Consider the following 25952-nt stretch of genomic DNA (forward strand, 5'->3'; position numbering starts at 1 on the left):
TTTCTCTACTTTTGTTTTCCATTGCACTACTATCCATATCATCATCCTTAATGTTTATTCATTTAATATATGGTTAATAAAAGCTGTTTTTTCAAGCGTTATTTTTCTAAGTGATATTTTCTCTAAGCTATCGTATCAAGATGATATTTTATCAAATAATATCCTACAAAGCGTCTAGCAGTCACAGCGTATTTATTTAATCATAAATCGAGCGGTGCTTGATTAAAATGACAAGCTGTATATCGATTGTGTAAGGCTGCTCAATCATATTGTTGATGGTACTATTTATATAATAAATGTTCAATATGAGCCCTTTATAACCGCTTTATGAGCCTTTTAAAGGCTGAGCCATTAACATTTAGGGCGTTTTAAGCTATGATTGCACCAATAATTATTCCATCTAGTATATAGACGCAGGCGGTCATGCTGACTACCCACGTAATGTACTAATACTCCCAACTGACGAGGACGACTATTGTGTTAGAAGCTTATCGTAAACATGTCGAAGAACGTGCTGAGCTAGGAACGGTTCCGCTACCATTGAATGAAAAACAAGTAGCAGAGTTGGTTGAATTACTAAAGAACCCACCAGCAGGCGAAGACGCATTCTTAATGAATCTGCTAGAAAACCGTATTCCTGCTGGCGTTGACCAAGCGGCTTATGTTAAAGCGGCATTTTTAGCAGCGATCCTTAAGGGTGAAACCTCTTCACCACTTATCAGCAAGCAAAAAGCCGTTCAAATACTAGGCACAATGCAAGGTGGCTATAACGTTCAGCCATTGGTTGCTGCACTGGATGACGCCGATGTTGCACAAGACGCTGCTGAAGCATTGAAAAAGACATTGCTGGTGTTTGACGCGTTCAATGACGTGACTGAAAAAGCAGAAGCGGGCAATACTATCGCTAAAGAAGTGGTTCAATCTTGGGCTGATGCTGAATGGTTCTTGAACCGTGCTGCTGTACCAGAAAAGACGACTTACACGACGTTTAAAGTGACTGGCGAAACCAACACCGATGACTTGTCGCCTGCGCAAGATGCGTGGAGCCGTCCTGATATCCCATTGCATTCATTAGCCATGCACAAAAACTCTCGCGACGGCATTACTGCTGACGAAGAGGGCGTTGTTGGTCCAATGAAGCAAATCGAAGCGCTAAAAGAAAAAGGCCATCCATTAGCTTATGTTGGTGACGTGGTAGGTACAGGCTCTAGCCGTAAATCTGCGACCAACTCTGTATTGTGGCTCATGGGCGATGATATCCCTAACGTGCCAAACAAACGTGGCGGCGGTCTCGTATTAGGTAACAATATCGCTCCTATCTTCTTTAATACTATGGAAGATTCTGGCGCATTACCAATCGAAAAAGTAGCGGTTGATAACCTAAACATGGGTGATGTGTTTGACATCTATCCGTATGAAGGCAAAATCACTAAGCATGATTCTGATGAAGTATTGTCTACGTTCAAGCTAAACTCACCAACGTTGCTAGACGAAGTTCGTGCTGGTGGTCGTATCCCACTGATCGTTGGTCGTGGTTTGACCAATCGTGCTCGCGCTTACATGGGTCTTGGACATTCAGATATCTTTGCTAAGCCAGAAGAGCCAGTTGATACGGGTAAAGGCTTTACCCTTGCACAGAAAATGGTTGGTAAAGCTTGTGGTCTAGAAGGCGTACGTCCGGGCATGTACTGTGAGCCTAAAATGACGACTGTAGGATCGCAGGATACGACTGGTCCGATGACTCGTGATGAGCTAAAAGATTTGGCTTGCCTAGGTTTCCAAGCAGACTTAGTAATGCAGTCATTCTGTCACACTGCCGCTTATCCAAAGCCAGTTGACGTTGAAACTCAGCACACACTACCTGACTTTATCATGAACCGTGGCGGCGTAAGCTTACGTCCAGGCGATGGTATCATTCATAGCTGGTTGAACCGTATGCTACTTCCAGATACCGTTGGTACTGGTGGTGACTCGCATACTCGTTTCCCAATGGGTATCTCATTCCCAGCAGGTTCTGGTCTAGTAGCATTCGCAGCAGCAACTGGTGTGATGCCACTTGATATGCCTGAATCTGTCCGTGTACGCTTCGTTGGCGAACGTCAGGCTGGTATCACGCTACGTGACCTAGTACATGCGATTCCTTATCAGGCGATCAAAGAAGGTCTATTGACCGTTGATAAGAAAGGCAAAATCAACGAGTTTAACGGTCGTATCTTAGAGATCGAAGGTCTAGAAGACTTGACCGCTGAGCAAGCATTTGAGCTATCTGATGCCTCAGCTGAGCGTAGTGCTGCTGGTTGTACCATCACTTTGTCTGAAGCGTCAGTGACTGAGTACTTAAACTCAAACATTACCCTTCTAAAATGGATGATCTCAGAAGGCTATGGCGATGCGCGTACTATCAGCCGTCGTATCGAGCAGATGCAAGAATGGCTAGCGAACCCAAGCCTATTGCGCGCTGATGCTGATGCTGAATACGCCATCGATATGACGATCGATATGAGCACCATCAAAGAGCCTATCCTTTGCTGCCCGAACGATCCAGACGATGCAAAAACGTTGGCTGATGTCGCCGGCGATACCATTGATGAAGTGTTCATTGGTTCATGTATGACTAACATCGGTCATTTCCGCGCTGCGGGTAAACTGCTACAAGACGTACCAGCAGGTAGTTTGAAAACTCGTCTATGGATTGCGCCGCCGACTAAGATGGATGCGCGTCAGTTGATGGAAGAAGGTTACTACAACATCTACGCTCAAGCCGGCGCTCGTACTGAGATGCCAGGTTGTTCACTATGTATGGGTAACCAAGCACGTATCGCACCGAAATCTACTGCGGTATCAACCTCAACTCGTAACTTTCCGAACCGTCTAGGTCAAGGCGCTAACGTATATCTAGCTTCTGCAGAGCTTGCAGCGGTCGCAGCGGTACTTGGTAAATTGCCAACCAACGAAGAATATCAGCAGTACGCTGGTATGCTTGATAGCATGGGCGAGGAAGTGTATCAGTACATGAACTTCGATCGTATGGATTCTTATACTGAAGAAGCCGACAAAATTAACGTTGCTCAATTGACCTAATCTTGGTTCAAATTTAAGTTAAACGTTTTTAAGTTTTAAAGAAAAACCCTGTATCGTCATGATGCGGGGTTTTTTGTTATGTTACAAGTTCAAAAATATCAATAAGTCTTTGCAAACTTTTATTGAGTAATTATAATGTAAGCTGCTCATTAATTCTTAATCAGCGACTTTCACCTTTAGAGACTAAAAATGACAAATCCGATAGAAAGTAGAAGTATGCTTGATAAAGCGACGCCGCCACCTTTGAATAACTCTGTAATGAATAATAATCATAGCGCTGAAGCAAACTATGGCATCATCGACTGGTTCAAAAAAGGCTTGAGAAATTATACCAATTTCTCCGGTCGCGCAAGGCGCAAAGAGTATTGGTATTTTTTTCTAGTACAGATGGGAGTGGTCATCATTGCTATGATACTAGATGCCATCATATTCAGCTCAGAGACAGGTTTATTTTATATAGTCGCAGCGCTGGGTTTATTTCTGCCTGGGCTTGCCGTGACTATCCGCCGCTTACATGACACGAGCCGCTCAGGATGGTGGTTTTTGATAGGCGTTGTCCCACTGATAGGCTCCATTATACTACTGGTATTTTTAGCAAGTGATACCAAGCCTGAAATCAATCAATGGGGCCCGCCAGCAAAATAATCCGTTTGAAAACAGGTGCCAATCGTTAATAGAATTGCTTATACCTGTTTACAAATGTGATAACTGATTTTTTAACCTATCTTCTGTATAATATAAGGGCAGGCGGAAACCGTGGCTCTGTAATGAATCTATCTTTTCTATCTCGGGACGGACCGATACTTTGATAGGCACTTTTTTATTTACGCTTAAGTGCTTTGGAGTTTTGGTTGATTACTTTATCCCCACTCAAACGTCGTATCGTCTATGTGACTATTTTCGAGCTTATCGCTATCATTTCTTCTACTTTTGTATTGATGAAGCTGAGCGGTAGCGACGCGGCAGAATCCTTACCAGTTGCTGTGATGGTGTCATTGGCAGCGGTGATTTGGAACTTCTTATACAATACAGCTTTTGAAGCGTGGGAACGTCGCAAGCAGGTGGCAAAGCGTACCTTACTCATTCGCAGTGCGCATGCTTTAGGATTTGAAGGCGGATTGGTATTGATTTGCTTACCACTTTATATGATTTGGTATGATGTTGGTTTAATCAAAGCCTTTATGATGGAAGCAGCGTTACTGCTATTTTTTTTGGTTTATACCTTTATCTTTACCTTGGGTTTTGACAAGATGTTTACCTTACCGCATCACTATAAGACAGCCTCTGATTCTTAAGAGTTAAAAGTGTCAGTTAAAGATATGTTTAATACGGAATTTTCTTGATATCGTATGACCTAAAAAAAAGGCTGCCATTAGGCAGCCTTTTTGATGATAGCGCAAAACAGAGTGTGATCAGGTTATTATTTACCTTGATAAACCGGCTTACGTTTTTCCATAAAGGCGGTAATACCTTCTTTAAAATCATCCGTTTTAGCAAGCATGGTCTGTTGATCCACTTCCATATCGAGCGCTTCATTGAGACCCATATAAGCGTGCGTATTAATCATATGCTTCATTGATGCCAATGCTTTTCCGGGCAGATTGCTCAGGCGCGTTGCCAATGCCAATACGCTAGCATCCAGCTCGTCGCTACTGACCACATCATTAACCAAGTTTAAGCGTGCCATATCTTCCGCTTTGAGTTTATCTCCAAGCATGACCATCTCAGTGGTTTTTGCCACACCGATCAATTGATTCAGTAAATAAATGCCGCCAGCATCTGGTATTAGACCGATATTGACAAAGGCTTGCACGAATTTGGCATTATCAGCGGCTATGCGAAAATCACAAGTCAGTGCCAAGTTCATGCCAGCACCTGCCACTGCGCCTTCTAATTTGGCGATAATAGGCTTATGAATATTACGCAACTTTAAGCTAATCTCAGCGACTTCGCCAACCATAAAGTTTAGCTTATTCGACAGTGCCTCGCTTTCCATGCCGTTTTCTAACATCTCACCGATATGCCCGCCACTTGAAAAGTTATTGCCTGCGCCTTGCAGGATGATGACTCTGACGTCTTTATCTTCATCTGCGTTCGTCAATGCATTCATCATGGCATCTTTGAGCACTGTGCTAAAGGCATTCAGTGTTTTGGGATCGTTCATCGTGATGGTTGCGATATGGTTTTCTACTTGATATTCGACGAGAGGGTGTGACATGGTTGATATCCTTAATTGAGTTTTCTATAAAACGTTTTTGGTAACACTAGCTATTGGCAGTAAATGTGACAAATAGTGCAATGCCAAATACTATAGCAGTTTGAGCTTATTATAAAAGCAGGATCTGTGCGCGCTTAAGACATGATTCAGGTATGGCGTTTTTTTCTGCTATCATATTGCTAAAGTTATTAAACCTACCATTCAAAAATAAGGCTACTATCTGTAGAAAGGTTGAATTATGCTAAGGCATGTCCTCAATTCAATCGAGCATTCTCTAAATGGGCTGAAAATGGCTAAATTTTGCCAAACTGTGTCAAATAGCTGATGAATATCTCGATATTATTTGTGCTATTTTCCTTGTTTGGCGGCAATTTATCTCATTTTTTTCACCATTTTTAAAATGAAGACACGCCCTAGAATGCAGGTTTTAAAAGACTGATTTTTTATTTATTAAACCAACAAGGAAGTGGTTATGCCAATTATTCATGTCAATAATGTTGAACTTTATTACGAAGACAGCGCGCCAAACGATAAGCAAAAACCCGTCATGGTATTTGCCCATGGCCTGCTGTGGAATACACACCTATTTGACAAGCAAGTTGAGTATTTTAAAGCCGGTTATCGCTGTATTACGTTTGATTTTCGGGGACAAGGGCAGTCTGAAATAACCAAGTCTGGCTATGATATGGAAACCTTAACCGAGGATACATTGGCATTATTAGAGGCACTAGATATTCATAAGTGCCATTTGTTAGGGTTGTCGATGGGCGGATTTGTCGCCCAGCGTGTCGCACTCAAACGCCCTGAGCTATTGCTGTCGCTTACCCTGTTAGAGACTTCTGCTGATCCTGAAGATCCCAAAAACGTGCCGCAGTATCGTAAGCTGGTCAAAGCCATTCGTTGGCTGGGTCTCAAACGCGTGAGTAACAAGGTCATGCCTATTATGTTTGGCAATACTTTTTTGACAGATAAGTTACGTAAGTCTGATCGTAAGCAGTGGTTAACGATGCTACAAGGCAATCGCAAAGGTGGAGTCATTAAGGCAACGATGGGCGTCATTGAGCGGTCAGGCACCTACGATCAGCTAGGGAGTATTACGGTGCCGACATTAATTGTGGTCGGTGATGAGGACACAGCAACCCCTTATTCAAAGGCTGAACGTATGCATTTCGCGATTGCAGGGTCTAAATTGGCAGTGATCAAGGGCGCTGGTCATACCGCCACCGTAGAAGAGCCTGAGCAGGTCAATCGAGTGATTAACACCTTTTTAGCGGACTGCGTCTAATTTTGAGTTGGTCTTGAAATAGCCTTAAATAAGGCATCGTTTTAATAGTAATAGAGTGATGGAACCTTTGTGCTAAAAAAGCCGCTATCTTGAATGTGATAACGGCTTTTTTATTGAGCGCATGTAAGAGAGTGCATTTAAAACATTAATTAAAGAGCGGTAATATTAAAATTTCTATTTATAACCGCGCCGTATAGTCATTATTACCGTCATCAAGGGTGCCACATGCCTCGGCACGATTGACGATTTCTGTTGCCCACGCGCGATGGGTAGCAGGCTCTAGCATAGTATTATTATATTTAAACACCGCTTTTGCCTCGCTATGCAAGATTGCTTGCGCCTCATCTAAAATGCTCAATGGTACACAATAGGCTTGTTGCACCAGCGCAATTTGGCTTGGATGAATGACCGTTTTGCCGACCAATCCTAAGCTAACATCGCGGGTTAGCTCTTGCATAAATAGCGTTGGCTGATCCAAATATTCAAAGACAGGCGCTGTCAAATAAAAGCCATGCGGCACAAAGCAGCCGAGCAGCTGATAGGCAAGGGTGCCGATAGGAGTATCATAAACGATGCTGTTTTTGGGACGGCGCAAACGCAATGCTGCAAATAAATCATTGCCACCGATACGCAAGGCAAAAACTGGCTGGCTAAAGGCTTCTTTAAAACCAATGGCCAATTCCTGATTATGATGCGGATTAAATAGCGCTGCGGTTTCAAGCGTCGGCATCAATAGTTGCTCAGTACTCAGATTTTGACAGGCCATACGCCAATTAGACAGACTATACATATCGACTTTTGGCATGACAAAGCCATCAATCAAATCGATATGGGCAAAACCTGATAGCTGCTCTAACATCGCTGGATGACGCGGACGTATAAATACCAGCGGGCGTGTTGGTTGCTCAATCTGAATGTCAGCATGTTTTGATGGGTCATTGATGCTATCGACATGTGTCGCCCATGTATGCAGCAACGTTTGCAAGCGCTCAAGTGCCAGCTCAACATCATTATGGCTGACCGCATCTTCTAGGCAGATGATAATACTATTAATCGTTGGTAATTTATCGCGCTTAATGACTTGCCAAATATCTTGGCGAGTTGCTGGCATGTATAGGCTAGCCCCCAACTGATACGGGTGATGCGCATGTGGTTTGAGCATCGCATGACGCTCAGTAATAAGGTGAGCGTAAGACTGGGTATTTTGATAAAGAGTAGACTCGTTGTTTTGCATATCTGACATAATTGGCATCATCAATAGTGATAAGTGAATGGGTATAAAACCTAAGAAGTATCATCAAGTGGCATGGCTCAGCAGCAATGACCGCAAACCCAAAAATACGTTTGGTAATGTCAAATTCGTTTAGCCGACAAGAAGGAGTAGTTTTACCTTTTTCTTTCGCTGCTTTGATTTTGAGATGGGTCTGGTTTATAAAAACCGCGAGTGTAGCAATGATTAATGGTCTTCGCTACGTTGCTTGATAAGCGTGATGGCTTGATAGGGATATATTTTATCACCTAATACACTAACAATGATATTTCGCTGGGCACATAAATGTCTTAGCAGTATGGTATCAGGATGATCAGCGCTGGCTAACAGTATGCGTTCAGGGTCACGGCGCAATATCGCCCGTGTTGCCTCTGCAATCGTTGGCTTAATGCGGTTACGATTGGTGATAGCGTAGTCTGCTGCCAGCTTGTCGATTAAAGCAGCTGTCTGATAGCGCGGCTGCTGAAACGTCGGCAAGCATTGCAAAGATGGGGCTAATGCACGGCGCGCTGCATCGATATGAGCGATGAAAGCTAAGCTATGGTCGACCTCAATTAAGTTATCATAAAACACGCTGCGGTGTAGCCCCAATGCTGGCTCGGTATATAAGCTTCGCGAAATCAGTCCTGATACCGTACTATTTAATAGCCCAGAAGGAATTAGCCAGTCATCGATGCTAGCTGTGAGCCAAGCAACACCAGCTGGATCAGCCAGCGTTAATAAGGGAATAACACCTACGCCTTGATGAAAGATATTGGCAAAGTTTGCATGGTTAGGATCGCTAAATTTTTCTAAACTATTAGCAAGCTCTTGATAAATCGCGCCTTTGCCCGTCCAGCCGTCAACAAATACGATAGGACTGTCTGGATGAGCATTCAATATCATTTGTAACGCAACTGGATCAAGTCCGCGGTCGCGAATGATGCTGATACCATAATGCACGCTCGGCAAAGCAGAGCTGCTATTAACGTCTGCTAATGCACGCTGCAACAAAACGCCAACTGGCAAACCTGCGCGCACCAAACTGACTAAGACTAGCGGGCGCTCATTACTAACGGTATGCTCATTTCGAGATTTTTGAAAAAGATGATGTAGCGTATAAGCCAAATTAGCAATATCAGCGGCAGTCCTCTCAGCTCCTTGCTCTAATGCTTGCGTATATAGCTGCTCATGCATAGCAGTAGGCGCTTGCTCCAAGGTCAACATATCAGAATAATGACGTTGCCCACTTTGGATGAGCGCTTCTTTTTGACTGACTGGCACATCGGCGACCGCGTTTTTAGCGACGATATCGAGCAGTACGGTCACATCACTGGCAAGATAGCTGCCTGAGCCATATGCTTCTAATTTTTGAATATTAGGGTTTGTTATATGATGGGTCATAAAATAATTTCTACTTCTATAAACGGCGGCGATTATTGTTTTTATTTAGGAGAGATTAAGTGTTTAGAATGATTGAGCGCTAAGTCGTTCATGTAACTGACCATGATTGGGCATACCATACCAGTCAAGCAGCTGTAAAAATGGTAAATCAGCCAGACTGTCACCAAAGCCAAAGCTTGGTCGTTGACTGTCTAAATGATTATCTAACAAGAACTGTACCGCATGGCGCTTATGAACTGGGTGCGGCAATATCGCTAGATTATTCGCATTCACGTGCACATAAAAATCCTGCTCAAAGTCTCGTATTAACGTTGGCAGTTTTGCAGAGAGATCTACTAATGCTTGATGGTCTTTTTGCGCATGTTTGATAGCCAGATAAATGGTTAATTCTCTATCATTAGCGCCATTGTTAAAGCTATCGATATGCGGTGTAAAGACCAGCTGGCTACTGTCATTTTTGCTGTGATTCGCGAATAGCTGGCTCAGCTGCTGTAATTTTTCTTGTAATGGCGCAAGCTTACTATACATATGCTGTTGCCACTGGGCTTGTAACGCACCGTCTTTGTCAAGAATAAGCGCGCCATGAGTCAAAACTTGCCAGCTATCAAAAGGCAGTTTAACACGCTGGATTTCACTACGGTCACGTGCCGTCACTACGATTAGATCAGTGCTAGCAAGTAGCCAGTTAAAAAACGCCGCTTGGCGCTGACTCATAAAACTTAATGGCTCGCCTTGTTTGTTAACGGTTGCGCAAACTAAGTTTTCAGCTTCAGTGGTGGGTAAGTCCCATGCGTCAATTTTACGCTGAGTTTGAAAAAGCGTATCGTCCAAATCCATTAGCGCGTAAGGCTTAACGATATCAGGATTGGCTTGAAAGAATGGGCTGGTCATAAAGGTGTCCGTAAGGGTTGAATGTGAAAAGCAGAGCGGGATTTAGAGGATAGTTGTAAGAAGACAGTTCTTATAAAATAATTTACAGCGTCGGACCCACCACTAATACATTCTCCAAACCTTGCCACATAGCATCGACGCTATCAGCGGACGTTTCCACACACAAGACAATCAAATCCCAATCGCTAGGTGTAACGTTATACGCAAAGTTGGTCATACCAAGCCCATAATTATCATTAAAACTTAGCATCGAGGTAATTGCGCCACCAAGCGCAATCGGTGAACGGGTTAACGCACTAAAATTAACCGTATTCTTACTATTCTCTATATGCGTATGTTGCGCAAGCCATTCTGCCAATAAGAACGGCAACCAAACAAACTCATTACTGCCCAATACTAGAATTCGCTGTGGTAATTGCTCTGTTTCAAACTGCGCTTGCTTGTTAAAAATGTTAAAGGCAGTTTGAAACTTCAAAAGATAATCATCAAAACCATCTGTACTATCTAGGGTCGGGAAACGCCCCCAATTGCCAGTATTACCTAGCGCTTGACTGCCTGCTTCAGTTGTATCAACCGACGGCATCGTTATCGGTTCAGGATTGGGCGCATCTGTCCAAGTCCATGCACCAGACAGTAGATGATGACGTTGAAAGTGGATATTGGGCAGGCGTTTTGCGATTTGGTCAGACACAGCTTCATTTGCATCGGCTGCATTCTGATTCTGGTTTAAAGACCAATCAACCAAAGTGGTAAGATGTACTTGCTCTAGTTGGTCAAGTCCTGCGTTACGAAGGGCAGTGACGACATTGACGCAAGTATTGCCCGTCGATGCTTCATCATCCACCATAATCAAGGTCTTGCTGGCTAGCAGCTGCGCTTGGGTCACTGTATCTGCACTTTGATAAATGAGATGCTGGCTGGCATGACTGTGGTCTTCGCTGAAAGTGGTTAATAAAGAGTCGCTGCTACTGTCATGAATGTCATCATGTTGCGCATGCCGCGTAGAGTTCAATAGTAAGGCATTGGGGTAACGCGTTTGCAGCGCTTGGTGCACACCGGCAGATAAGCCAACCGCCGTCTCTGCCATACCGATGACTAAAATCGGCTCAGGCAAATCGCTAGGAACCAAATTCGCCAAGTCAGTAAAAGCATGACGCATGATGCTAGGAGCCACTGGAATATGGCGACCTAATACTTTTGAGACAAACAAAAAGGCACGTTTTGGGTTAATGCGTTGTGCAAAGCCAAGTAAGTCTTCTAATTGATAATCGTCACTTGGTTCTGCCCCATTTCTCGTAGTGGCTGAATTGGTTTGATAGGTTAAATCAAGATTGCCGCGTGGTAGGGTAATGGTGCAGACATAGCTTTTTTTCATGGAAATACTGTTTGTAGTCATATAAAGGTTTCAACGTTATTGAGTGCTAAAATCGTAGTGTTTCTTTTGCAAGGTTTAGTTCTTGAGCTTTTTCTTGAAGTACCAGTTTTACAGATTCAGGTAAGTGAGTGTATTTGTCAGGATGAAAGTCTTTGATCTTTAACCTATAAGCTCTACGCATTTCGTCGATAGTAGCTCCTTCTAACAAACCAAGAACCTTTAATGCTTTTAGATTATCAGAAGCTTCTGTAGGTTTGTCTTGGTTTTCAAGGGTTTCAAAACCAGAGTAAACATCCTCTAATATTTCATTGCTAATGCCCATTAATTTGCTCAGATTTTTAATCTCTGCTAGACCTTTTTCTATATGCAACCATTTTCCTGACTCTAGGTTATTGATTATTATCCGAGCTGATGCATAGAAAACAGTATTCTTGTCATTAGTAGTATTTGCTCTATTATTGAAATCCTTAACACATTCTCTCAAATCTATTGAAGTACCTGATAAGATTTTCATTTGATTTTTTAAAAAATCTCGTTCTTCTGGATTGCTTTCTATGTGATTTGAAAAAACATTTTTGATAACTTTGATATTGTCTTTGGACCAAGATTTTGAATCATTAGAATCACCTTTTTTTATGGAGTAGTAAGCCAAAATTTTTATTGTAGGAATGAACCATTCCATAAGTAAAAAAGAGCTAGAGCTTATACGAATTTCCTCTTGAGATTTGAGTTTATCGAGAATAACGCCATCCTTTAAAAGCGTAATATTAAACTCTAAGGTGATATCTTTATTTCTAGGCAAAATTAAAGCATTGATAGGCACACTTATTGAGTAAGGACCATTATTATCGTTATTGCGAGCACCAGTTATAAAATTGCCTTCTTCATCATTAAAAATATCATAATAACTTTTTACATTTTGTCCCTGATAAGCAAGTTCAAGAATAACAACTTCTGTTCCATAAGGAATAGTATCCATACTTAAGTGTAGATACTTGCCCTCTAGCTTCGTAGTGTAGGAATAGTTTCTAGTGGCAGTATTATCTGAAACACTTTCATCATCATTTGACAAAGCACCTATTATGAAAAAAACAGCAACTAAAATTATTATATAAATCATATCTATTGGCTTACTTTAGTTATTAATTTTTATTGGAATTTTTTCTTACATTTGTACTAAGATTTTTGCTTTGTATATATAGTTTGAAATAAAAAAGGTGCAAGTATTATCACATGCTACTAGAATTGATGCTCTGTGCTTGCTGTACCTACGCAGATAGAAATTGCTAAAAACTCATTTGAGTAGCAGTGTATGCTTTTAAGAGTTGGGTAATTATAACTTTCTAATTATTTAAGTTAGATTTCATCAAGGTTAAAATCTTAAAAATAGGGTGTAGCTCAACACTTGTTATTTCTAAGCCGGGTTATTATGATAGCGCGTATCGAAATAATCAACTACTAAATAAATCAAGTGTTTAGATGTATTTATTTAAGGTTTGTCGACACTATAGTGAATCATTAACCCTGACAACCTACTAACCACAAAGCACCGCGACTTTGTTTGCTTAATTGCGGCGTGGTCAACGGCGTAGCTGTCGTGCGTGACATGCCAGATGAGTCAGATAAGTTGTCTAGACTGATTCCAGCGCTCGCGAGTAGGGCGGATAATAACTGAAATTTCACCGCATAGTTCATATTTTGTGCATGTTCATGGACGAGGCTGGATGTTACCATGCCGATAACTTCGCCAGTCGGCAGTAATAAAGGGCTGCCACTAGAGCCTGGCTGAATAGGCGCAGTAAATTGCAGATAGCGAATATCATCGCCAAACCCTGTCAGTCCTGAGATGCAGCCTTGCGTTACTTGTAATTGGCTACTCAATCCTGATAATGGAAATCCCAAGGTGGTGATGGTTTCACCTAAATTATCACTGCAACGCTGTGCTAAGGGTAAATAACTTGGCAGCGGCTCGCTTACTCTAATAATTGCTGAATCACTACCGATATCGCTGAGTACCACTTGCGCTTCACGATCGGGCTGCCCTTGCTGACGCACACCAATCATCGCCGCCGATTCAATGACATGATAACAAGTCAGTAAATGATAGGGATCGATAGCAAACGCTGTCCCTGTCCAAGTTTCACCAGACTGAACTTGTCTGGGCGGACGTGCGTCACTGTTAGGATAACCTTGCTGCTGTGCGCGCTGGGCATCTTGGATAAGGGCATGCGTATCTGGCGGACGCATATCAAGGCTCACTTGTACATGATGCTCAAGACTTGCCAGTCCTTGGGTGGAGCTTTCACCAAGGGCACGGCATTTAAATTTTCCATTGCGTCGGTATATCTCTAATATGATCGCCGCCTTGACATGGCGCTCGCTTGCGGTAAATTCATAACGAATATCGCCCTCATTGAGGGTTAAGTTTACCTGGCTCAATTCAACGGCAGGTAAGTTTAGGCTTGGCTCATGATAAACATAAGCAATCAGTTGTAAAAAACTTGCACCTTGTTTATCAAATAATGCAGGCAAATCCAATTGCCATGCATTTGGATCATCTTTGCTATTGAGCTGCGCCCATTCCTTCGGTTCATGAAGATAAGCAGGACTACAAGCGGCTTTTCGATGCTCATCCAAAGGCAGCCATAGTAGCCCAAGCTGCTCGCCAAACTTTGACTGATCTGTCGTTGCAAAGGCGACCGAACAATTCGCTGTCGCGATGACCGTATTTGCCCCTAACACTAACGTGGTTTGTGCTGTCATCGTTTGCCTCTTATTGAATATATTCGGTTGCCATGGATTTATTATTGTCGATTCATTGCCGTCAGCTTTTTATATTATTATTTTGACTTATTTAGTGATGTCTTCTTCAACCTTTACACCGACCATAATAGAGCGTACTTGGCAGGGGGTTATTTGTTGCGCGATATCAGCCAATATCGGTTTATCGGTTAAGCCTAGCCAATAAGCAAATCCAACTTGGGTTAAATCCACACCGCTATGGGTGGTGTAGTCGATGCCACCAGAAGGGCGGCTATTAATCTCAAGCACACGGTGCTGACCGTCATCATCAGCTTTGGTTTGGACACTGACGATGCCATCGCAGCCAAAGGCTTTTATGAGTGGAATGACGACATCCATGACCGCTTGCTCGTAGCCGATATGCTGGATTTTTCCTGTTTTATAGCGGGTGACAGCAGCCAATACTTCGCCATATTCACAGACGACATCGATAGAGTACTCTTGCCCTGACAAATAAGGCATTAGCAGCATGGGAATTGGGCGTTCCTGCACCATGACACTGTTTGCATAGGCATTAATAAATTGCGTGGTATTGATTTTTTTCTCTTCGGTAAAGTATAAATGCTCAAAGCTATCATATTGCTCATCTACTTCTTTGCCCATTTCTTTAACTTTGCCTAATCGCCAAAACCCTTGTGCAAAGATACCCGTGACCGGTTTGACACATAAGGGTTGATCACCATATATGTCAAGTAACGCCTCAAGCTCTGCGACGTTATCAAAGCGCCATGCCTCGGCAACGGGAATATCATGCTCATGACACTGTTGCATAAAGGCAAACTTATCATCTATCACTTCTAACGCTGCCACACTCGTTGCACCCGTCAATAAACGAATGCCAGCCGCGTTAAACGCCTCACGCTTGTCTTCGTAATCAATACCATTGCGTCCAGTGAGCAACACTTTTACATTGTTTTTCTGCGCTTGTTCTAACACAAACTGCCACCGCGGCATCAATGGCTCAACAGATTCCAGCACTACTTGCTCATCGTTATCTGCGGTGCTAGTAGAAGGCTCGCGGTAAACGCTGTCAGCAAATTCAAAAATCTCAGGTCTATTGTCGCGGTGTGAAGCGATAATGTTAAACGGAGTATCAGCGTGATTTTTTAGGGTTTGCAGGCTGGCTAACATATCACGCTGGCTTGACTGACCTTCAGCTAACCAAACGGCAGGTGACGCGGCAGTTGATGTTTTATGATCGTTATCGTTAGCAGGGGTTTTCATAATTCTCTCAGCATTATCGTAGGTTTTAGATATAATTGAATAATTCACTATCGTCATCGCAACACCATCAGGAATATAAGCGAGCCTCAAACAGCAATCAAAAAACAAGCCGTAATATTGCTAATAGTAGGGGCTATTATATACAAATGCTAAGCGTTATAAATGCTGCTGACAAAATAGCATGAAGGATTTGTAAAAATATTTTTTAGGGTCATTGGCATGTTATTGAACGGTCGTACGCTTTAAAAATCAGCGGCCATCCATGCTACTATATGACAATTATTAGCATAACAAACACACGCACATAATAAATAATTCAAAGGATGTATGATGAGCCAAATCCAACCTCAACAACTGATTGCTGGTGCCAATGCGCCACTGCCAACAGATCATATTAGCATTCGTATTTTAAGCCAAAGTGCGGTCGATTGCGCGGCATATCGCCTGACAACTGACGGTAAAGTACGTGGCGATGGCGACATGATATTTTATGGGCAGACACGTAGCGATGATGGCAGTGTGAGTTTCCGTGGTCATGATAGCGATGGATTTTTTGATATTAATTTACCTGCGCAGCCTGCAAATATCGAGAAGATAGCATTAGCATTTTCTAGTGCGCAGACGCTTGCGCAAGTTGGCGATGTCGATATTCAAGTATTGCAAGGCAGCCAAGTGCTGATGACTTGCCAACTAAGTGCTGCCGGACGTAATGAAAAAGCCATTATTTTAGCCGAATGTTATCGCCGCCAAGGTAGCTGGAAGTTCCGTTTTATCGCCCAAGGTTTTGAAGGTGGCTTAAAGCCTTTGTCTGAACATTTCGGTGTTGAAATTGCCGATGAAGCCCCAGCTCAAAGCCAGTCACAAAATCAAGCGCAAAGCCAATCTCAATCTATCAATACGCAAAGACCTATCAATACGCAAAAAGCGGGTAGTGCGCCTCAAACAACGCCGCCGCCAATTCCTACAGCTTCTCAAAATCCGTCAATTAACCTAAGTAAAATCACCTTAACCAAAAACCAATCTAGTATCAACCTAAAAAAACGCGATGATTTTGGTAAAATTTCTGTTAACTTAAACTGGAACCAAAATTCGACTTCCAATCAGCAAGCTCCTAAAAAAGGCTTGCTAGGAGATCTTTTCAAACAACATAAAGCGGGCGGTATTGACCTTGATGTTGGGGCGATGATTCATCTTAAAAATGGTGAAAAAACACTGATTCAAGCCTTGGGCAATCGCTTTGGTAACTTACAATCAGCGCCCTATGTATTGTTGCGTGCCGATGATAGAACTGGACAAGTCAGCGGCGGTGAGTGGCTCGATATCAATGGGCAACAGTGGTCGCAGATTGAAGAGGTCTTTATTTTTGCTTTTATTTATGAAGGCGCACCAAACTGGGCGCAAACCGATGGCGTCGTGACCATTCATGTACCAGAACAGCCGCCAATTGAAACGCGTTTAACGGAAGGTACAGGTAATCTACCAATGTGTGCGATTGCGCGTCTGGTCAATCAGCAAGGTAGTATCAACGTTGAACGTATTAACCAATATTTTAAAGGACATCAAGAGATGGATAAAGCCTTTAATTGGGGCTTTAGTTGGAAGCGTGGTAGTAAATAACAGCTTTAAAAATATTCTTTAGCACACGTAAAAAAACAGCCCGTCTAATTATAGATGGGCTGTTTTTTATCAATAACGTTGCTTCAAGAGCTCATTTTAACGGATGAACACTAATCCAACTAAAGCTTTGAATCCTTTACGCATGCGGCGTGATGGCAGGCATCAAATCATGAAAGGTGCGACCAGAAGCCGTTTCACCAATCGCATGCATTTTCCACTCATTATTATGACGATATACTTTTGCCATAATCATCGCGGTATGACCACCTTGCGCTGATAAATTGTAGCGCGCGACTTCCTGATTGTTATTGGCATTGACGATACGACAAAATGCATTTTCTACCGTTTCAAACGTTTGACCAGTGAAACTATTGACCGTAAATACTAGAGAGACGACATTGGCAGGGATTTTTGAAAGATCGACATTGATAACTTCGTCGTCACCATCGCCGTCGCCAGTGCGGTTATCACCAGTATGGACGATACTGCCATCTTTTGATTTCAGCTGACTGAACCAAATCGCATCGATGGCTTGTTTATTGGTATCAAACATGATGCACGAGGCATCTAAGTCAATCGAGTCGCCGCCGCTACCGCCACCAAATAATTTACCCAAGAACCCACCTTTTTTCTCTTGTGGTCCTTGCGCCACGTCCCAGCCTAGACCCAGTTTTACTTGGGTAAGCTCGCCGCCCGCTTCTTTGCTTAGGGAGATTTTCTGACCTTTTTGTAAGCTAACTGCCATTTGATTATCCTTATAATAGTTATTTGAAAATTATAGTTGGGTAAAAATCATAGTTGTTTTAAAAGCGCTATAAAATATTGCCAAGTAAGCCGCTATTGCCGCCTCGACCGCCGGAGCTAGTCCCTAAGACGCTTTGTAGCCAGCCTTGGTAACTATCACGATTACGAGAGCAGATAATGACTTTGCCTGAGCCTGAGAAGTTTAAAACCATACCTTCGCCACTGGTGACCGAATTGATAATATTGCCCATGAAGCCTTTTTTCTTACTGGTGGCGACTGAGAGTTTGTATTCCAAACGCGAGTCCCAACAGACCACATGACCGTTATCAATGATGACGTCTTTACCAGGTTCAACATCAATCTCAAATAGTGAGCCGAAACCTGATACCACTACCTGACCTTGACCTTGCGTCTGCATCACCATAAAGCCACCAGTATCACCGAAGACGGCGCCACCTAGATTACGTTGAATCTTAGCCTTCACATCGACACCCGTTTGCGCCGCGACAAATGCGCCGTCACTGAGCGTATATTGCTGTGCACCGCAATCAATGATTTGCATATCACCGTCGAGCGTTGGCGCAAGTAAACAATCGCCTTCACCATTGACTGCTTCGATTTGCTGTTGAAATAGTGACTCGTCGTTGGCAAAACGGCGCATAAGTGATTGCATCAGACCGCCTTGCAGCTTGCCTTTTAGCTCAAGGTTTGATTCCATCATCACCATTGCATTGGCTTCACAATAGATGGAGTCGCCTTTTTTGAGGTTGCAATGAAGAAATGGTTCAATGGTACCGATCAAGCTAAACGTGGCGGTCATAGGGTGCGAATCCTTATATCAGTATTCTATATGTTCGTAAGTTATGTCTGTAAGTCGGCTCAACCATAGATTTTCGCTAGCCTATTACTTTTAAAGCCATCAAATGCGATAGTAAGGCACACTTGATGGCTTTTCGGGCTTATATTATGAGCGCTAAATGTTAGTCAGCTCTTAAACATTAACGCCATAAGAAGCCGCTAATGGTCCAAGACCACCGCTGAAGCCTTGACCAACGGCACGGAATTTCCAGTCGCCACTATGGCGATATAATTCACCAAAAATCATCGCGGTTTCGGTGCTACCGTCTTCTGATAAGTCATAACGTGCGATTTCAGCATCGCCATTGTCGTTAATGACACGGATGTAAGCGTCACCCACTTGACCAAAGTTTTGATTGCGGCTTTGACCTTCATAAATAATCGCACAGATAGCGACTTTGCTTACGTCAGCTGGAATGCTAGCAAGATTGATTTTGATTTTTTCATCATCGCCGTCGCCTTCACCAGTACGGTTATCACCTGTGTGCTCAACCGCGCCATTGTCTGACTTTAAGTTGTTAAAAAAGATGAAATCTTGGTCATTACGTACTTTGCCTGCTTCATTGACCAAAAAGCCAATCGCATCTAAGTCAAACTCTTGACCGTCAGTAGCACGTGGATCCCAGCCAAGACCGACTGTAATATTGGTTAAACCCGGCGCTTCTTTTGATAAGTTTACGTTGCCGCCTTTTGTTAAGCTAATAGCCATATAAATATCCTTTTGATTAATAATTGAGTGGATTGAATGATAAAAAAAATAAACTAAAATAGTGCAGTGGTCGATATATAAATGCAAACAATGAATAAATTTACTCGTATGCCACGCCCTGCATATCATTACGATTTACTATACTAAGCGATTGCTTACTAAGCAAGGCGTATTTTGTGTGATTACGATATGATTACTAAGGGACATATCAATGCTGCAAGTCTGATACTTTTTAACCGTCCGAGCAACAGTCGTTAAGGTGTTGTTATCAAAAAGTAAATTAGATCGTCAGGCAGTGCAACATAAAAAAGCACTTATTCAACGGGTGTCAAATAAGTGCTTTAAAGCAAAAACGGGTCATACCAACTGCTTTGGTACAACCCGTCTATTTTTAAACTAACTTTATCTATCCACTTTATACTGTTTGATATTAAAAATTTTTGCTTGGGTTTTTAACATCGAACGAGCATCAAGTAATTGATTTAGTTTCTCGCTTACGATAATTGAGTGAAGCGACAAACGCCCAACCAATAAAGGTAATACCAATCAGACCAGTGATAAGCTCTGGCACATGGAATTTCACTGATAGCAACATGATGATAGCTAAAGCACCGATAGCATAATGCGCGCCATGCTCAAGATAGACATATTCATCAAGGGTGCCTTTGTCGACCAAGAAGATAGTCATCGAACGTACGAACATCGCACCAATAGCCAGACCTAGCATGATTACGATTACGTCATTAGTAATCGCAAATGCGCCAATCACGCCATCGAAACTGAATGAGGCATCAAGGACTTCTAGATATAAGAAACCGATAATACCACCTTTCATAATCGCGCTAGTTGCAGCACCAGTACTATTACCTTGAGCATCTAATTCTTCTTCAAGGTCACCCTCTAACATACCAGAGACCACTTGTACGCCAAGGTAAACTAAGATACCCCATACGCCAGCGATTAGAACCGCAGCTGATTGCTCAGGCTTGGCAAATGATACGGCAATCATCAAGACGATAAGCGCGACAAACACGCTCATGGCATCGACTTTGCCTAATTTTGCCAGACGGCTCTCAAGCCAATCGAACCAGTGTACTTCTTTTTCATCAAAGATGAAGTTTAAGAAGACGAGCAACAAGAAAATACCACCAAATGCTGAGATTTCGGCATGATGCGCCAATAGTCTGGCTGAGTATTCTTTAGGATCGTTCAATGCCAAATCTATAACTTGCATCATACCAAGATCAGCGGTAACCGCGACGATGACAATAGGGAATACCAAACGCATACCAAAGACGGCGATTAAAATACCTACCGTTAAAAATATCTTTTTCCAAAACTCGTCCCAGCCCTTAAGGACTGAGGCGTTGACCACCGCATTATCAAACGATAATGAAATCTCCATGACGGCCAAAATAGCGGTAATAGATAGGGTGGTTATCATACCGCCCATACCGCCATGTGAATATCCCCACCATGCCGCGACCGCTAGGGCGATGGCTGTGAAAATAAAGTCTAAATAAAAATGTCTCATGACACATCCTGTCTGGTTGCATAAAGCTAAGGTCGGCCTACTATAGGCGCAAACCACAAAAAAAGCGGTTATCGCTAACCACTTTTTTTGCATAATTCTAAACGAAACATAAAGCATTACTAGTCATTTAGCTATGAATAATTGTGACTATTTTGCAACCATATTTTACAGCCATTATCATTGCTAATGGTGAGTACAAATAGAGGGCTAATACTTGCTTTATATTTTGAGTTTAATGGTCATATAGTAGTCTAAGCATGAATAAGTTATCACATTAGATAACAACGCCATACTGTTGACACATGGCTTGCAAGCCGCCTGAATAGCCTTGACCAACGGCGCGGAATTTCCATTCACCGTTGTGACGATAGACTTCGCCGAATACCATTGCTGTTTCAACAGAGTAATCTTCTGCCAAATCAAAACGTACCACTTCAGTACCTGTCTCTTCATTCACGACACGAATAAAGGCATTGGCAACTTGACCAAAGTTTTGACTACGAGCCGCCGCATCATGAATAGTAACAGTGACGACAATTTTATCCACATCAGCTGGGACTTGGGTGAGGTTTACTTTGACGACTTCATCATCGCCATCACCTTCGCCAGTGCGGTTATCACCAGTATGCTCAACCGCGCCATTATCAGACTTAAGCTGGTTATAGAAAATGAAGTCATGGTCGCCGCGTACTTTACCTGCCGTATTCAGTAAAAACACACTGGCATCAAGATCAAACTCAGCACCAGAAGTTGCGCGTTCATCCCAACCTAGACCGATAAGTAACTTCGTTAAATTTGGGTCAGTCTTGGTGAGCGATAAGTTACCGCCTTTATTAAGTGATAATGCCATGGGGTTATCCTTGTTATTAGAGTGATTAAGGGTTTGATAGTTAAGTTATATAAATAAAAACAATCGCAATAGTGGGATTAAAGCGCTCGTAAATATACGCTTCACGGTTGCTTAGCTATTACTTAGCTAGTATTTAGTGACGCTCTATCATAGCAACAAAAAATGACCCAATCAAAGCTGATTGGGTCATTGTTATGTGTACGACCAGACTGACTATAAAAGATGGCGTCTAAATGCGGTGGTCAACCTTCATATCCATCCATAAACCTAAATTATCATCCCTGACGATGACGAATCTCAAAACTTTGATGAATGGGCTTTTTAATATCAAAATCAAAACCAATGGTTTTTTGCGTGATATCGACAATATCATAACGCTCGGTTAACTGCTCATCGAGCTCAAAGCGGGTAAAGTTATTTGAAAAATACAAAATCCCGTCAGAGGTCAAGCGATTCATCGCACGATTAATGAGGGCAGAGTGGTCGCGCTGCACATCAAAGGTACCTTGGAACTTTTTCGAATTCGAAAAAGTCGGTGGATCGATAAAGATGACATCAAATTGTTCAGTATTGTCTTTAATCCACTCAAAGATATCGGCTGCGACGAATTGATACTTATTGCGGCTAACGTCCAGACCATTCAATACAAAGTTTTGCTTGCCCCAGTCTAGATAGTTCTGTGACAAGTCAACGCTGGTGACTTTTTTCGCGCCAGCAAGCGCCGCATGCACACTTGCCGTACAGGTATAAGCAAATAAGTTCAGTACGGATTTATTACGACTGTTGTCTTTGATACGGGCACGCATATTACGGTGATCAATGAACAAACCCGTATCTAAATAGTCCGTAAAGTTGACGTAAAAATAAGCACCATCTTCACGTGCAACATGAAATTTACCACGCTTTTCTGTGGTGTTCTGTTTGCTATATTGGTCATTACCAGACTGGCGTGCACGGGTCTTGATAAATATTTGTTCACGGTTAATACCAAAAACTTCACGAATACCCATTAATGCCAAGTTGAAGCGTTTTTTAGCCGTCTCAGGTGGAATGGTTTTTGGTGGTGCATATTCTTGCACGTGTACATAGTCGCCATATAAGTCGACGGCGACTTTGAAGTCGGGCAAGTCAGCATTGTAAACGCGCAAATTACTAACCTTATCTTTTTTAGCCAACTTCTTCAGCTTGGACAGGTTTTTTTGCAAGCGGTTGATAAAGTCTTGTCCCTCTTCCACTTCAATCTCACGTTTTTCGAAGCGACTAACGAGATTGCCCGTTTGTCCCGCAATCAACGTGCCATAGCGGAAATAAACGGTGATAGCACCATTATGACAGCGTAAGGTTTTTGGTTCTTTGATAGGTAAGATATCAACTTGCTCAACATTAGATGCCAATATACCAAGCATCGGATCAATGCCGCTACCAGCAAAGCTGTCTTGCAAAATAAGCCCAATCGCTTGGTACAATGGCTTAATCATCTCTTCGTCACCCAAACGCTCACCATAAGGTGGATTGGTGATGATTAGAGGATTGCTCAATCGACCGTCATCGACCAATGGCTTCAAAATAGTGCTCAGCTGGTCAAGCGCACGCGTCTCAAGATCAAGTAATGGTAGTAAATCTTGCAAACCTGCGGCAATCAGGTTTTTTTCTGTCGCTAAAATCGCGCCGCTATCGGCATCAAAACCCAAAATCAGCGGTAATGTATCTGGTTGCTCATTAGCAATTGCTAAGGCTTCGCGAAAACGTGTCTGGGCATCATCGATCATCTGTTGCCATAAGGCATCGTCATGATGCTGCCATTGGTAAAAACCAAATTGATTGGCGGCTTTATCGATACCCACAGCATAATCGCAATGCATGAGTAGTGCTTCAATAATAAAGGTGCCAGACCCACACATTGGGTCAATTAGCGCATTATAAAAAGGTGCATTACCAGCTTCATTTTTCTTGTGCCAGCCTGCACTATATAGTAGAGCCGCTGCCAAGTTTTCTTTGAGTGGCGCTTCAGTCATTGCCACACGATACCCACGACGATGCAAACTGGTACCTGATAAATCTAAATACAGCTCAGCTTGCTTATCATTCACGGTTGCAAATATAGAAAAGTCTGGATTTTTACTATCGACGTTAGGACGGCTGTCGTAAACTTCATTGAACGTATCTGCAATCGCATCTTTGATACGTAGCATCGCAAACTGTTGACTGACGGCGACACGCTTGTCGACCGACAGACGAATGGCAAAAGTTTGCTCTAAACTAAACTGCTCAATCCAATTGACCGATTTTGCCAAGCCATAAAGTTGCTCAGCCACATCGTATTCAGCATTGATGTTTTTGCGTTTGATGAGCATTAGTACCCGCGAGGCGACACGTGACCACAAACAAATGCTATATAAGTCACGCAAAGTACCAGTAACTGCCAGACGGCCTGTACTTTTGATTTCGCTTGCAATACCAAAACTTGTCAGCTCAGTTTGGAGTGGTGCCTCAAGCCCATCGGCACAGGTGATAATAAGGTCAAGCGACAATTCTGGTGAAGCTGCTGTTAGAGGTGCGGGCGCGGTTGTTTCGATCATACGGATACCTGTGGGCTAAATTGATAAGTAATGCACATCATAAAATAAGATGTTTAACCGCCAATTTTACCATAATTCAGGGCAGGATGGTTTAAAGTGGTGGTGTTTATCAAAGAGAGATTCAGCAATGTCATCTTTCACAAAATCATGCTTATCATACTAAAGATGACAACCTTGAGACTAAAAATTGTGGGATAAATTGTCCAAGGGATAAATAATATAATGAGCTTATTTATCTGCTTTGCTCAGTGGTGGTGTTTCTGACACGACCTGCGTTGTAGTTGCAAAAGGTTTAGTGGCAATAGGATAATCCACATCCTTTGGCATAAGCAGACGCATATGAGGATAAGGAGTAGAAATATTAGCGGCATCAAAGGCACGCTTGATGTCTTCTTTTAGACCTTCTTTAATTTTGGGCATGCGCGCGACAGCAGCAGGCTTGACCCAAAAACGCACAATAAAAAACACTCCGTATTCACCAATTTCATCCACGGTGGCCGAGGTTTCAGGACGGCTGAGTACTACATCGGTATCAGTAAGCACCTGCAAAATTTCCTTGCGAGCAGTATCGACATCATCTTCAAAGGCGATACGCACACGAATATCGAAACGTATGAAGTTCTTGGAGGTTAAATTGGTCACCTCAGAGGAGGCAACGTTAGAGTTGGGAATAATGACGGTGATGTTGTCTCGCGTCAAAATATGGGTGGTGCGTAACGCAATGAGTACGACGCGACCCTCGTTGTCATTGATATGAATCCAGTCGCCAACCTGAAAAGATTGTTCGAGTAAAATGGTAATACCTGCAATGAAATTAGCAAGCGTTGATTGGGCAGCAAAACCGACTGCTAAGCCCACAATCCCTAAACCTGCGACCAATGAGACGATATCGAAACCAAATTGCGCCATGACGCTGGCAAGTCCGAGTACCAATAGCAGCACTGACAAGATGTTTTGAAGTAGCTGTTCTATAGAGGCATTGAGACCATAATGCTGTAAAACCTTATGGATAATCTGTCCAGATGACGCCCAAAGTACATAATAAATCCCCGCCCATGTACTGGCTTTTGCAGTGGCTTTGATAGTCTCTGGTTCAAAATAAATCTGGCTCATAATGGCAATCAGGCTGGCAACTATCCAGATATAACGCAAGACTGAACGGACAATCTTAGTACGGCGCTCATTCAGGCGGATTTTTGTCCTACTTTGCTTAAGGATATAAATGGCAAGCCAATAAAAAAATCCCAACACTGCCAGCAGTATTAGGATTTTGATGGCAGTACTAGCGAGCTCTACCGCTTGAGACGACCAATCAAGTGACTCTTCATCGACAGAGCCGCCAAGCGCAAGGTAGAGGCTAGTATGCAGGTCACGAACAATCTCTTTAAAAAAATCAGTAATACTAGCGATTGCCATTTTTTGGTCCATGCAGAGTTTTTAAAGTACCTCAAGTCGTTAGTGCTACCAAACACAACATGAGTGATGATTAATACGGCACATCCTTGTTTTGAAAGTGTAGCTGAGCTGATGC

20 protein-coding genes are annotated in these 25952 nt (G+C 42.7%); 5 read left to right on the plus strand and 15 right to left on the minus strand.

The features are described 5' to 3' along the window. Positions 1 to 477: 477 nt before the first annotated feature. The 3 genes from acnB (at position 478) to ACP69U_RS07545 (ending at position 4376) form a co-directional block, all read left to right on the plus strand. Entirely contained in the window at positions 478 to 3081 is a 2604-nt protein-coding gene (gene acnB / locus ACP69U_RS07535; protein ID WP_087813918.1) for a bifunctional aconitate hydratase 2/2-methylisocitrate dehydratase, read from the plus strand. A gap of 189 nt (positions 3082 to 3270) precedes the next feature. Continuing rightward, on the plus strand, positions 3271 to 3726 hold the full coding sequence (locus tag ACP69U_RS07540) for a DUF805 domain-containing protein (RefSeq protein ID WP_296242177.1): 456 nt from the start codon (positions 3271 to 3273) through the stop codon (positions 3724 to 3726). 206 nt (positions 3727 to 3932) lie between these two features. After that, complete coding sequence (locus ACP69U_RS07545; RefSeq protein ID WP_173936690.1) at positions 3933 to 4376, plus strand: PACE efflux transporter; 444 nt, start codon at positions 3933 to 3935, stop codon at positions 4374 to 4376. 125 nt (positions 4377 to 4501) lie between these two features. On the opposite strand, the gene ACP69U_RS07550 is transcribed toward ACP69U_RS07545, so the two are convergent. Continuing rightward, positions 4502 to 5299 carry an enoyl-CoA hydratase/isomerase family protein gene (locus ACP69U_RS07550; RefSeq protein ID WP_055123862.1) on the minus strand — a complete coding sequence of 266 codons (798 nt, stop codon included), beginning with the start codon at positions 5297 to 5299 and terminating at the stop codon, positions 4502 to 4504. A gap of 472 nt (positions 5300 to 5771) precedes the next feature. On the opposite strand from ACP69U_RS07550, the gene ACP69U_RS07555 reads away from it, so the two are divergent. Beyond that, positions 5772 to 6584, plus strand: coding sequence for an alpha/beta fold hydrolase (locus tag ACP69U_RS07555; RefSeq protein ID WP_045451322.1), 813 nt, complete (start codon positions 5772 to 5774; stop codon positions 6582 to 6584). Between the two features lie 178 nt (positions 6585 to 6762). On the opposite strand, the gene ACP69U_RS07560 is transcribed toward ACP69U_RS07555, so the two are convergent. From ACP69U_RS07560 to ACP69U_RS07590, 7 genes are all read right to left on the minus strand, one after another. Beyond that, positions 6763 to 7827 carry an HpcH/HpaI aldolase/citrate lyase family protein gene (locus ACP69U_RS07560; RefSeq protein WP_083475641.1) on the minus strand — a complete coding sequence of 355 codons (1065 nt, stop codon included), beginning with the start codon at positions 7825 to 7827 and terminating at the stop codon, positions 6763 to 6765. A gap of 213 nt (positions 7828 to 8040) precedes the next feature. Further along, a complete protein-coding gene (locus ACP69U_RS07565; RefSeq protein ID WP_087813703.1) occupies positions 8041 to 9237 on the minus strand; it encodes a cysteine protease StiP family protein in 1197 nt (398 codons plus the stop codon). 63 nt (positions 9238 to 9300) lie between these two features. Further along, positions 9301 to 10128: an HAD hydrolase family protein gene (locus ACP69U_RS07570; RefSeq protein ID WP_087813704.1), complete on the minus strand. Its 828-nt coding sequence runs from the start codon at positions 10126 to 10128 to the stop codon at positions 9301 to 9303. Between the two features lie 82 nt (positions 10129 to 10210). After that, a complete protein-coding gene (locus ACP69U_RS07575; protein ID WP_087813705.1) occupies positions 10211 to 11503 on the minus strand; it encodes a phosphoribosyltransferase domain-containing protein in 1293 nt (430 codons plus the stop codon). Positions 11504 to 11549: 46 nt separating this feature from the next. Further along, positions 11550 to 12623 carry a J domain-containing protein gene (locus tag ACP69U_RS07580; RefSeq protein ID WP_087813706.1) on the minus strand — a complete coding sequence of 358 codons (1074 nt, stop codon included), beginning with the start codon at positions 12621 to 12623 and terminating at the stop codon, positions 11550 to 11552. Between the two features lie 398 nt (positions 12624 to 13021). Next, the gene (locus tag ACP69U_RS07585; protein ID WP_314885636.1) at positions 13022 to 14266 is read right to left on the minus strand and encodes a trypsin-like peptidase domain-containing protein; all 1245 of its coding nucleotides are present in this window, start codon (positions 14264 to 14266) and stop codon (positions 13022 to 13024) included. A gap of 87 nt (positions 14267 to 14353) precedes the next feature. Next, entirely contained in the window at positions 14354 to 15529 is a 1176-nt protein-coding gene (locus ACP69U_RS07590; RefSeq protein WP_314885634.1) for an ATP-grasp domain-containing protein, read from the minus strand. 330 nt (positions 15530 to 15859) lie between these two features. Between ACP69U_RS07590 and ACP69U_RS07595 the strand changes: the two genes are divergently transcribed. After that, entirely contained in the window at positions 15860 to 17146 is a 1287-nt protein-coding gene (locus ACP69U_RS07595) for a TerD family protein (RefSeq protein ID WP_087813708.1), read from the plus strand. 136 nt (positions 17147 to 17282) lie between these two features. Here the strand turns inward: ACP69U_RS07595 and ACP69U_RS07600 are convergent, their stop codons facing one another. From ACP69U_RS07600 to ACP69U_RS07630, 7 genes are all read right to left on the minus strand, one after another. After that, positions 17283 to 17891: a TerD family protein gene (locus ACP69U_RS07600; protein ID WP_193007557.1), complete on the minus strand. Its 609-nt coding sequence runs from the start codon at positions 17889 to 17891 to the stop codon at positions 17283 to 17285. 67 nt (positions 17892 to 17958) lie between these two features. Next, positions 17959 to 18711: a TIGR00266 family protein gene (locus ACP69U_RS07605; RefSeq protein ID WP_055123871.1), complete on the minus strand. Its 753-nt coding sequence runs from the start codon at positions 18709 to 18711 to the stop codon at positions 17959 to 17961. A gap of 171 nt (positions 18712 to 18882) precedes the next feature. After that, positions 18883 to 19458, minus strand: coding sequence for a TerD family protein (locus tag ACP69U_RS07610; RefSeq protein ID WP_087813710.1), 576 nt, complete (start codon positions 19456 to 19458; stop codon positions 18883 to 18885). Positions 19459 to 19927: 469 nt separating this feature from the next. After that, positions 19928 to 20992: a DUF475 domain-containing protein gene (locus ACP69U_RS07615; protein ID WP_314885630.1), complete on the minus strand. Its 1065-nt coding sequence runs from the start codon at positions 20990 to 20992 to the stop codon at positions 19928 to 19930. 274 nt (positions 20993 to 21266) lie between these two features. Continuing rightward, a complete protein-coding gene (locus ACP69U_RS07620) occupies positions 21267 to 21842 on the minus strand; it encodes a TerD family protein (RefSeq protein ID WP_055123872.1) in 576 nt (191 codons plus the stop codon). 275 nt (positions 21843 to 22117) lie between these two features. Continuing rightward, positions 22118 to 24421 (minus strand): bifunctional 23S rRNA (guanine(2069)-N(7))-methyltransferase RlmK/23S rRNA (guanine(2445)-N(2))-methyltransferase RlmL, encoded by a 2304-nt coding sequence (gene rlmKL, locus ACP69U_RS07625; RefSeq protein ID WP_314885628.1) that lies wholly within the window; start codon positions 24419 to 24421, stop codon positions 22118 to 22120. A gap of 228 nt (positions 24422 to 24649) precedes the next feature. Beyond that, positions 24650 to 25837, minus strand: a complete 1188-nt coding sequence (locus tag ACP69U_RS07630; protein ID WP_226950312.1) for a mechanosensitive ion channel family protein — start codon at positions 25835 to 25837, stop codon at positions 24650 to 24652. Between the last annotated feature and the right edge of the window lie 115 nt (positions 25838 to 25952).

It is taken from the genome of Psychrobacter sp. TWR1-1-1, from assembly GCF_049895865.1.
GTDB classification, from domain to species: Bacteria; Pseudomonadota; Gammaproteobacteria; order Pseudomonadales; family Moraxellaceae; genus Psychrobacter; species Psychrobacter immobilis_A.

What these genes read in the sequence shown, in the direction of transcription:
- ACP69U_RS07575 (WP_087813705.1), bottom strand. Translation starts at nt 11,503, where the DNA reads ATGAAAAAAAGCTATGTCTGCACCATTACCCTACCACGCGGCAATCTT.
- ACP69U_RS07630 (WP_226950312.1), bottom strand. Translation starts at nt 25,837, where the DNA reads ATGGCAATCGCTAGTATTACTGATTTTTTTAAAGAGATTGTTCGTGAC.
- ACP69U_RS07590 (WP_314885634.1), bottom strand. Translation starts at nt 15,529, where the DNA reads ATGAAAACCCCTGCTAACGATAACGATCATAAAACATCAACTGCCGCG.
- ACP69U_RS07560 (WP_083475641.1), bottom strand. Translation starts at nt 7,827, where the DNA reads ATGTCAGATATGCAAAACAACGAGTCTACTCTTTATCAAAATACCCAG.
- ACP69U_RS07620 (WP_055123872.1), bottom strand. Translation starts at nt 21,842, where the DNA reads ATGGCATTATCACTTAATAAAGGCGGTAACTTATCGCTCACCAAGACT.
- ACP69U_RS07595 (WP_087813708.1), top strand. Translation starts at nt 15,860, where the DNA reads ATGAGCCAAATCCAACCTCAACAACTGATTGCTGGTGCCAATGCGCCA.
- ACP69U_RS07580 (WP_087813706.1), bottom strand. Translation starts at nt 12,623, where the DNA reads ATGATTTATATAATAATTTTAGTTGCTGTTTTTTTCATAATAGGTGCT.
- ACP69U_RS07600 (WP_193007557.1), bottom strand. Translation starts at nt 17,891, where the DNA reads ATGGCAGTTAGCTTACAAAAAGGTCAGAAAATCTCCCTAAGCAAAGAA.
- ACP69U_RS07585 (WP_314885636.1), bottom strand. Translation starts at nt 14,266, where the DNA reads ATGACAGCACAAACCACGTTAGTGTTAGGGGCAAATACGGTCATCGCG.
- ACP69U_RS07615 (WP_314885630.1), bottom strand. Translation starts at nt 20,992, where the DNA reads ATGAGACATTTTTATTTAGACTTTATTTTCACAGCCATCGCCCTAGCG.
- ACP69U_RS07570 (WP_087813704.1), bottom strand. Translation starts at nt 10,128, where the DNA reads ATGACCAGCCCATTCTTTCAAGCCAATCCTGATATCGTTAAGCCTTAC.
- rlmKL (WP_314885628.1), bottom strand. Translation starts at nt 24,421, where the DNA reads ATGATCGAAACAACCGCGCCCGCACCTCTAACAGCAGCTTCACCAGAA.
- ACP69U_RS07555 (WP_045451322.1), top strand. Translation starts at nt 5,772, where the DNA reads ATGCCAATTATTCATGTCAATAATGTTGAACTTTATTACGAAGACAGC.
- ACP69U_RS07550 (WP_055123862.1), bottom strand. Translation starts at nt 5,299, where the DNA reads ATGTCACACCCTCTCGTCGAATATCAAGTAGAAAACCATATCGCAACC.
- ACP69U_RS07540 (WP_296242177.1), top strand. Translation starts at nt 3,271, where the DNA reads ATGACAAATCCGATAGAAAGTAGAAGTATGCTTGATAAAGCGACGCCG.
- ACP69U_RS07610 (WP_087813710.1), bottom strand. Translation starts at nt 19,458, where the DNA reads ATGGCTATTAGCTTAACAAAAGGCGGCAACGTAAACTTATCAAAAGAA.
- ACP69U_RS07565 (WP_087813703.1), bottom strand. Translation starts at nt 9,237, where the DNA reads ATGACCCATCATATAACAAACCCTAATATTCAAAAATTAGAAGCATAT.
- ACP69U_RS07605 (WP_055123871.1), bottom strand. Translation starts at nt 18,711, where the DNA reads ATGACCGCCACGTTTAGCTTGATCGGTACCATTGAACCATTTCTTCAT.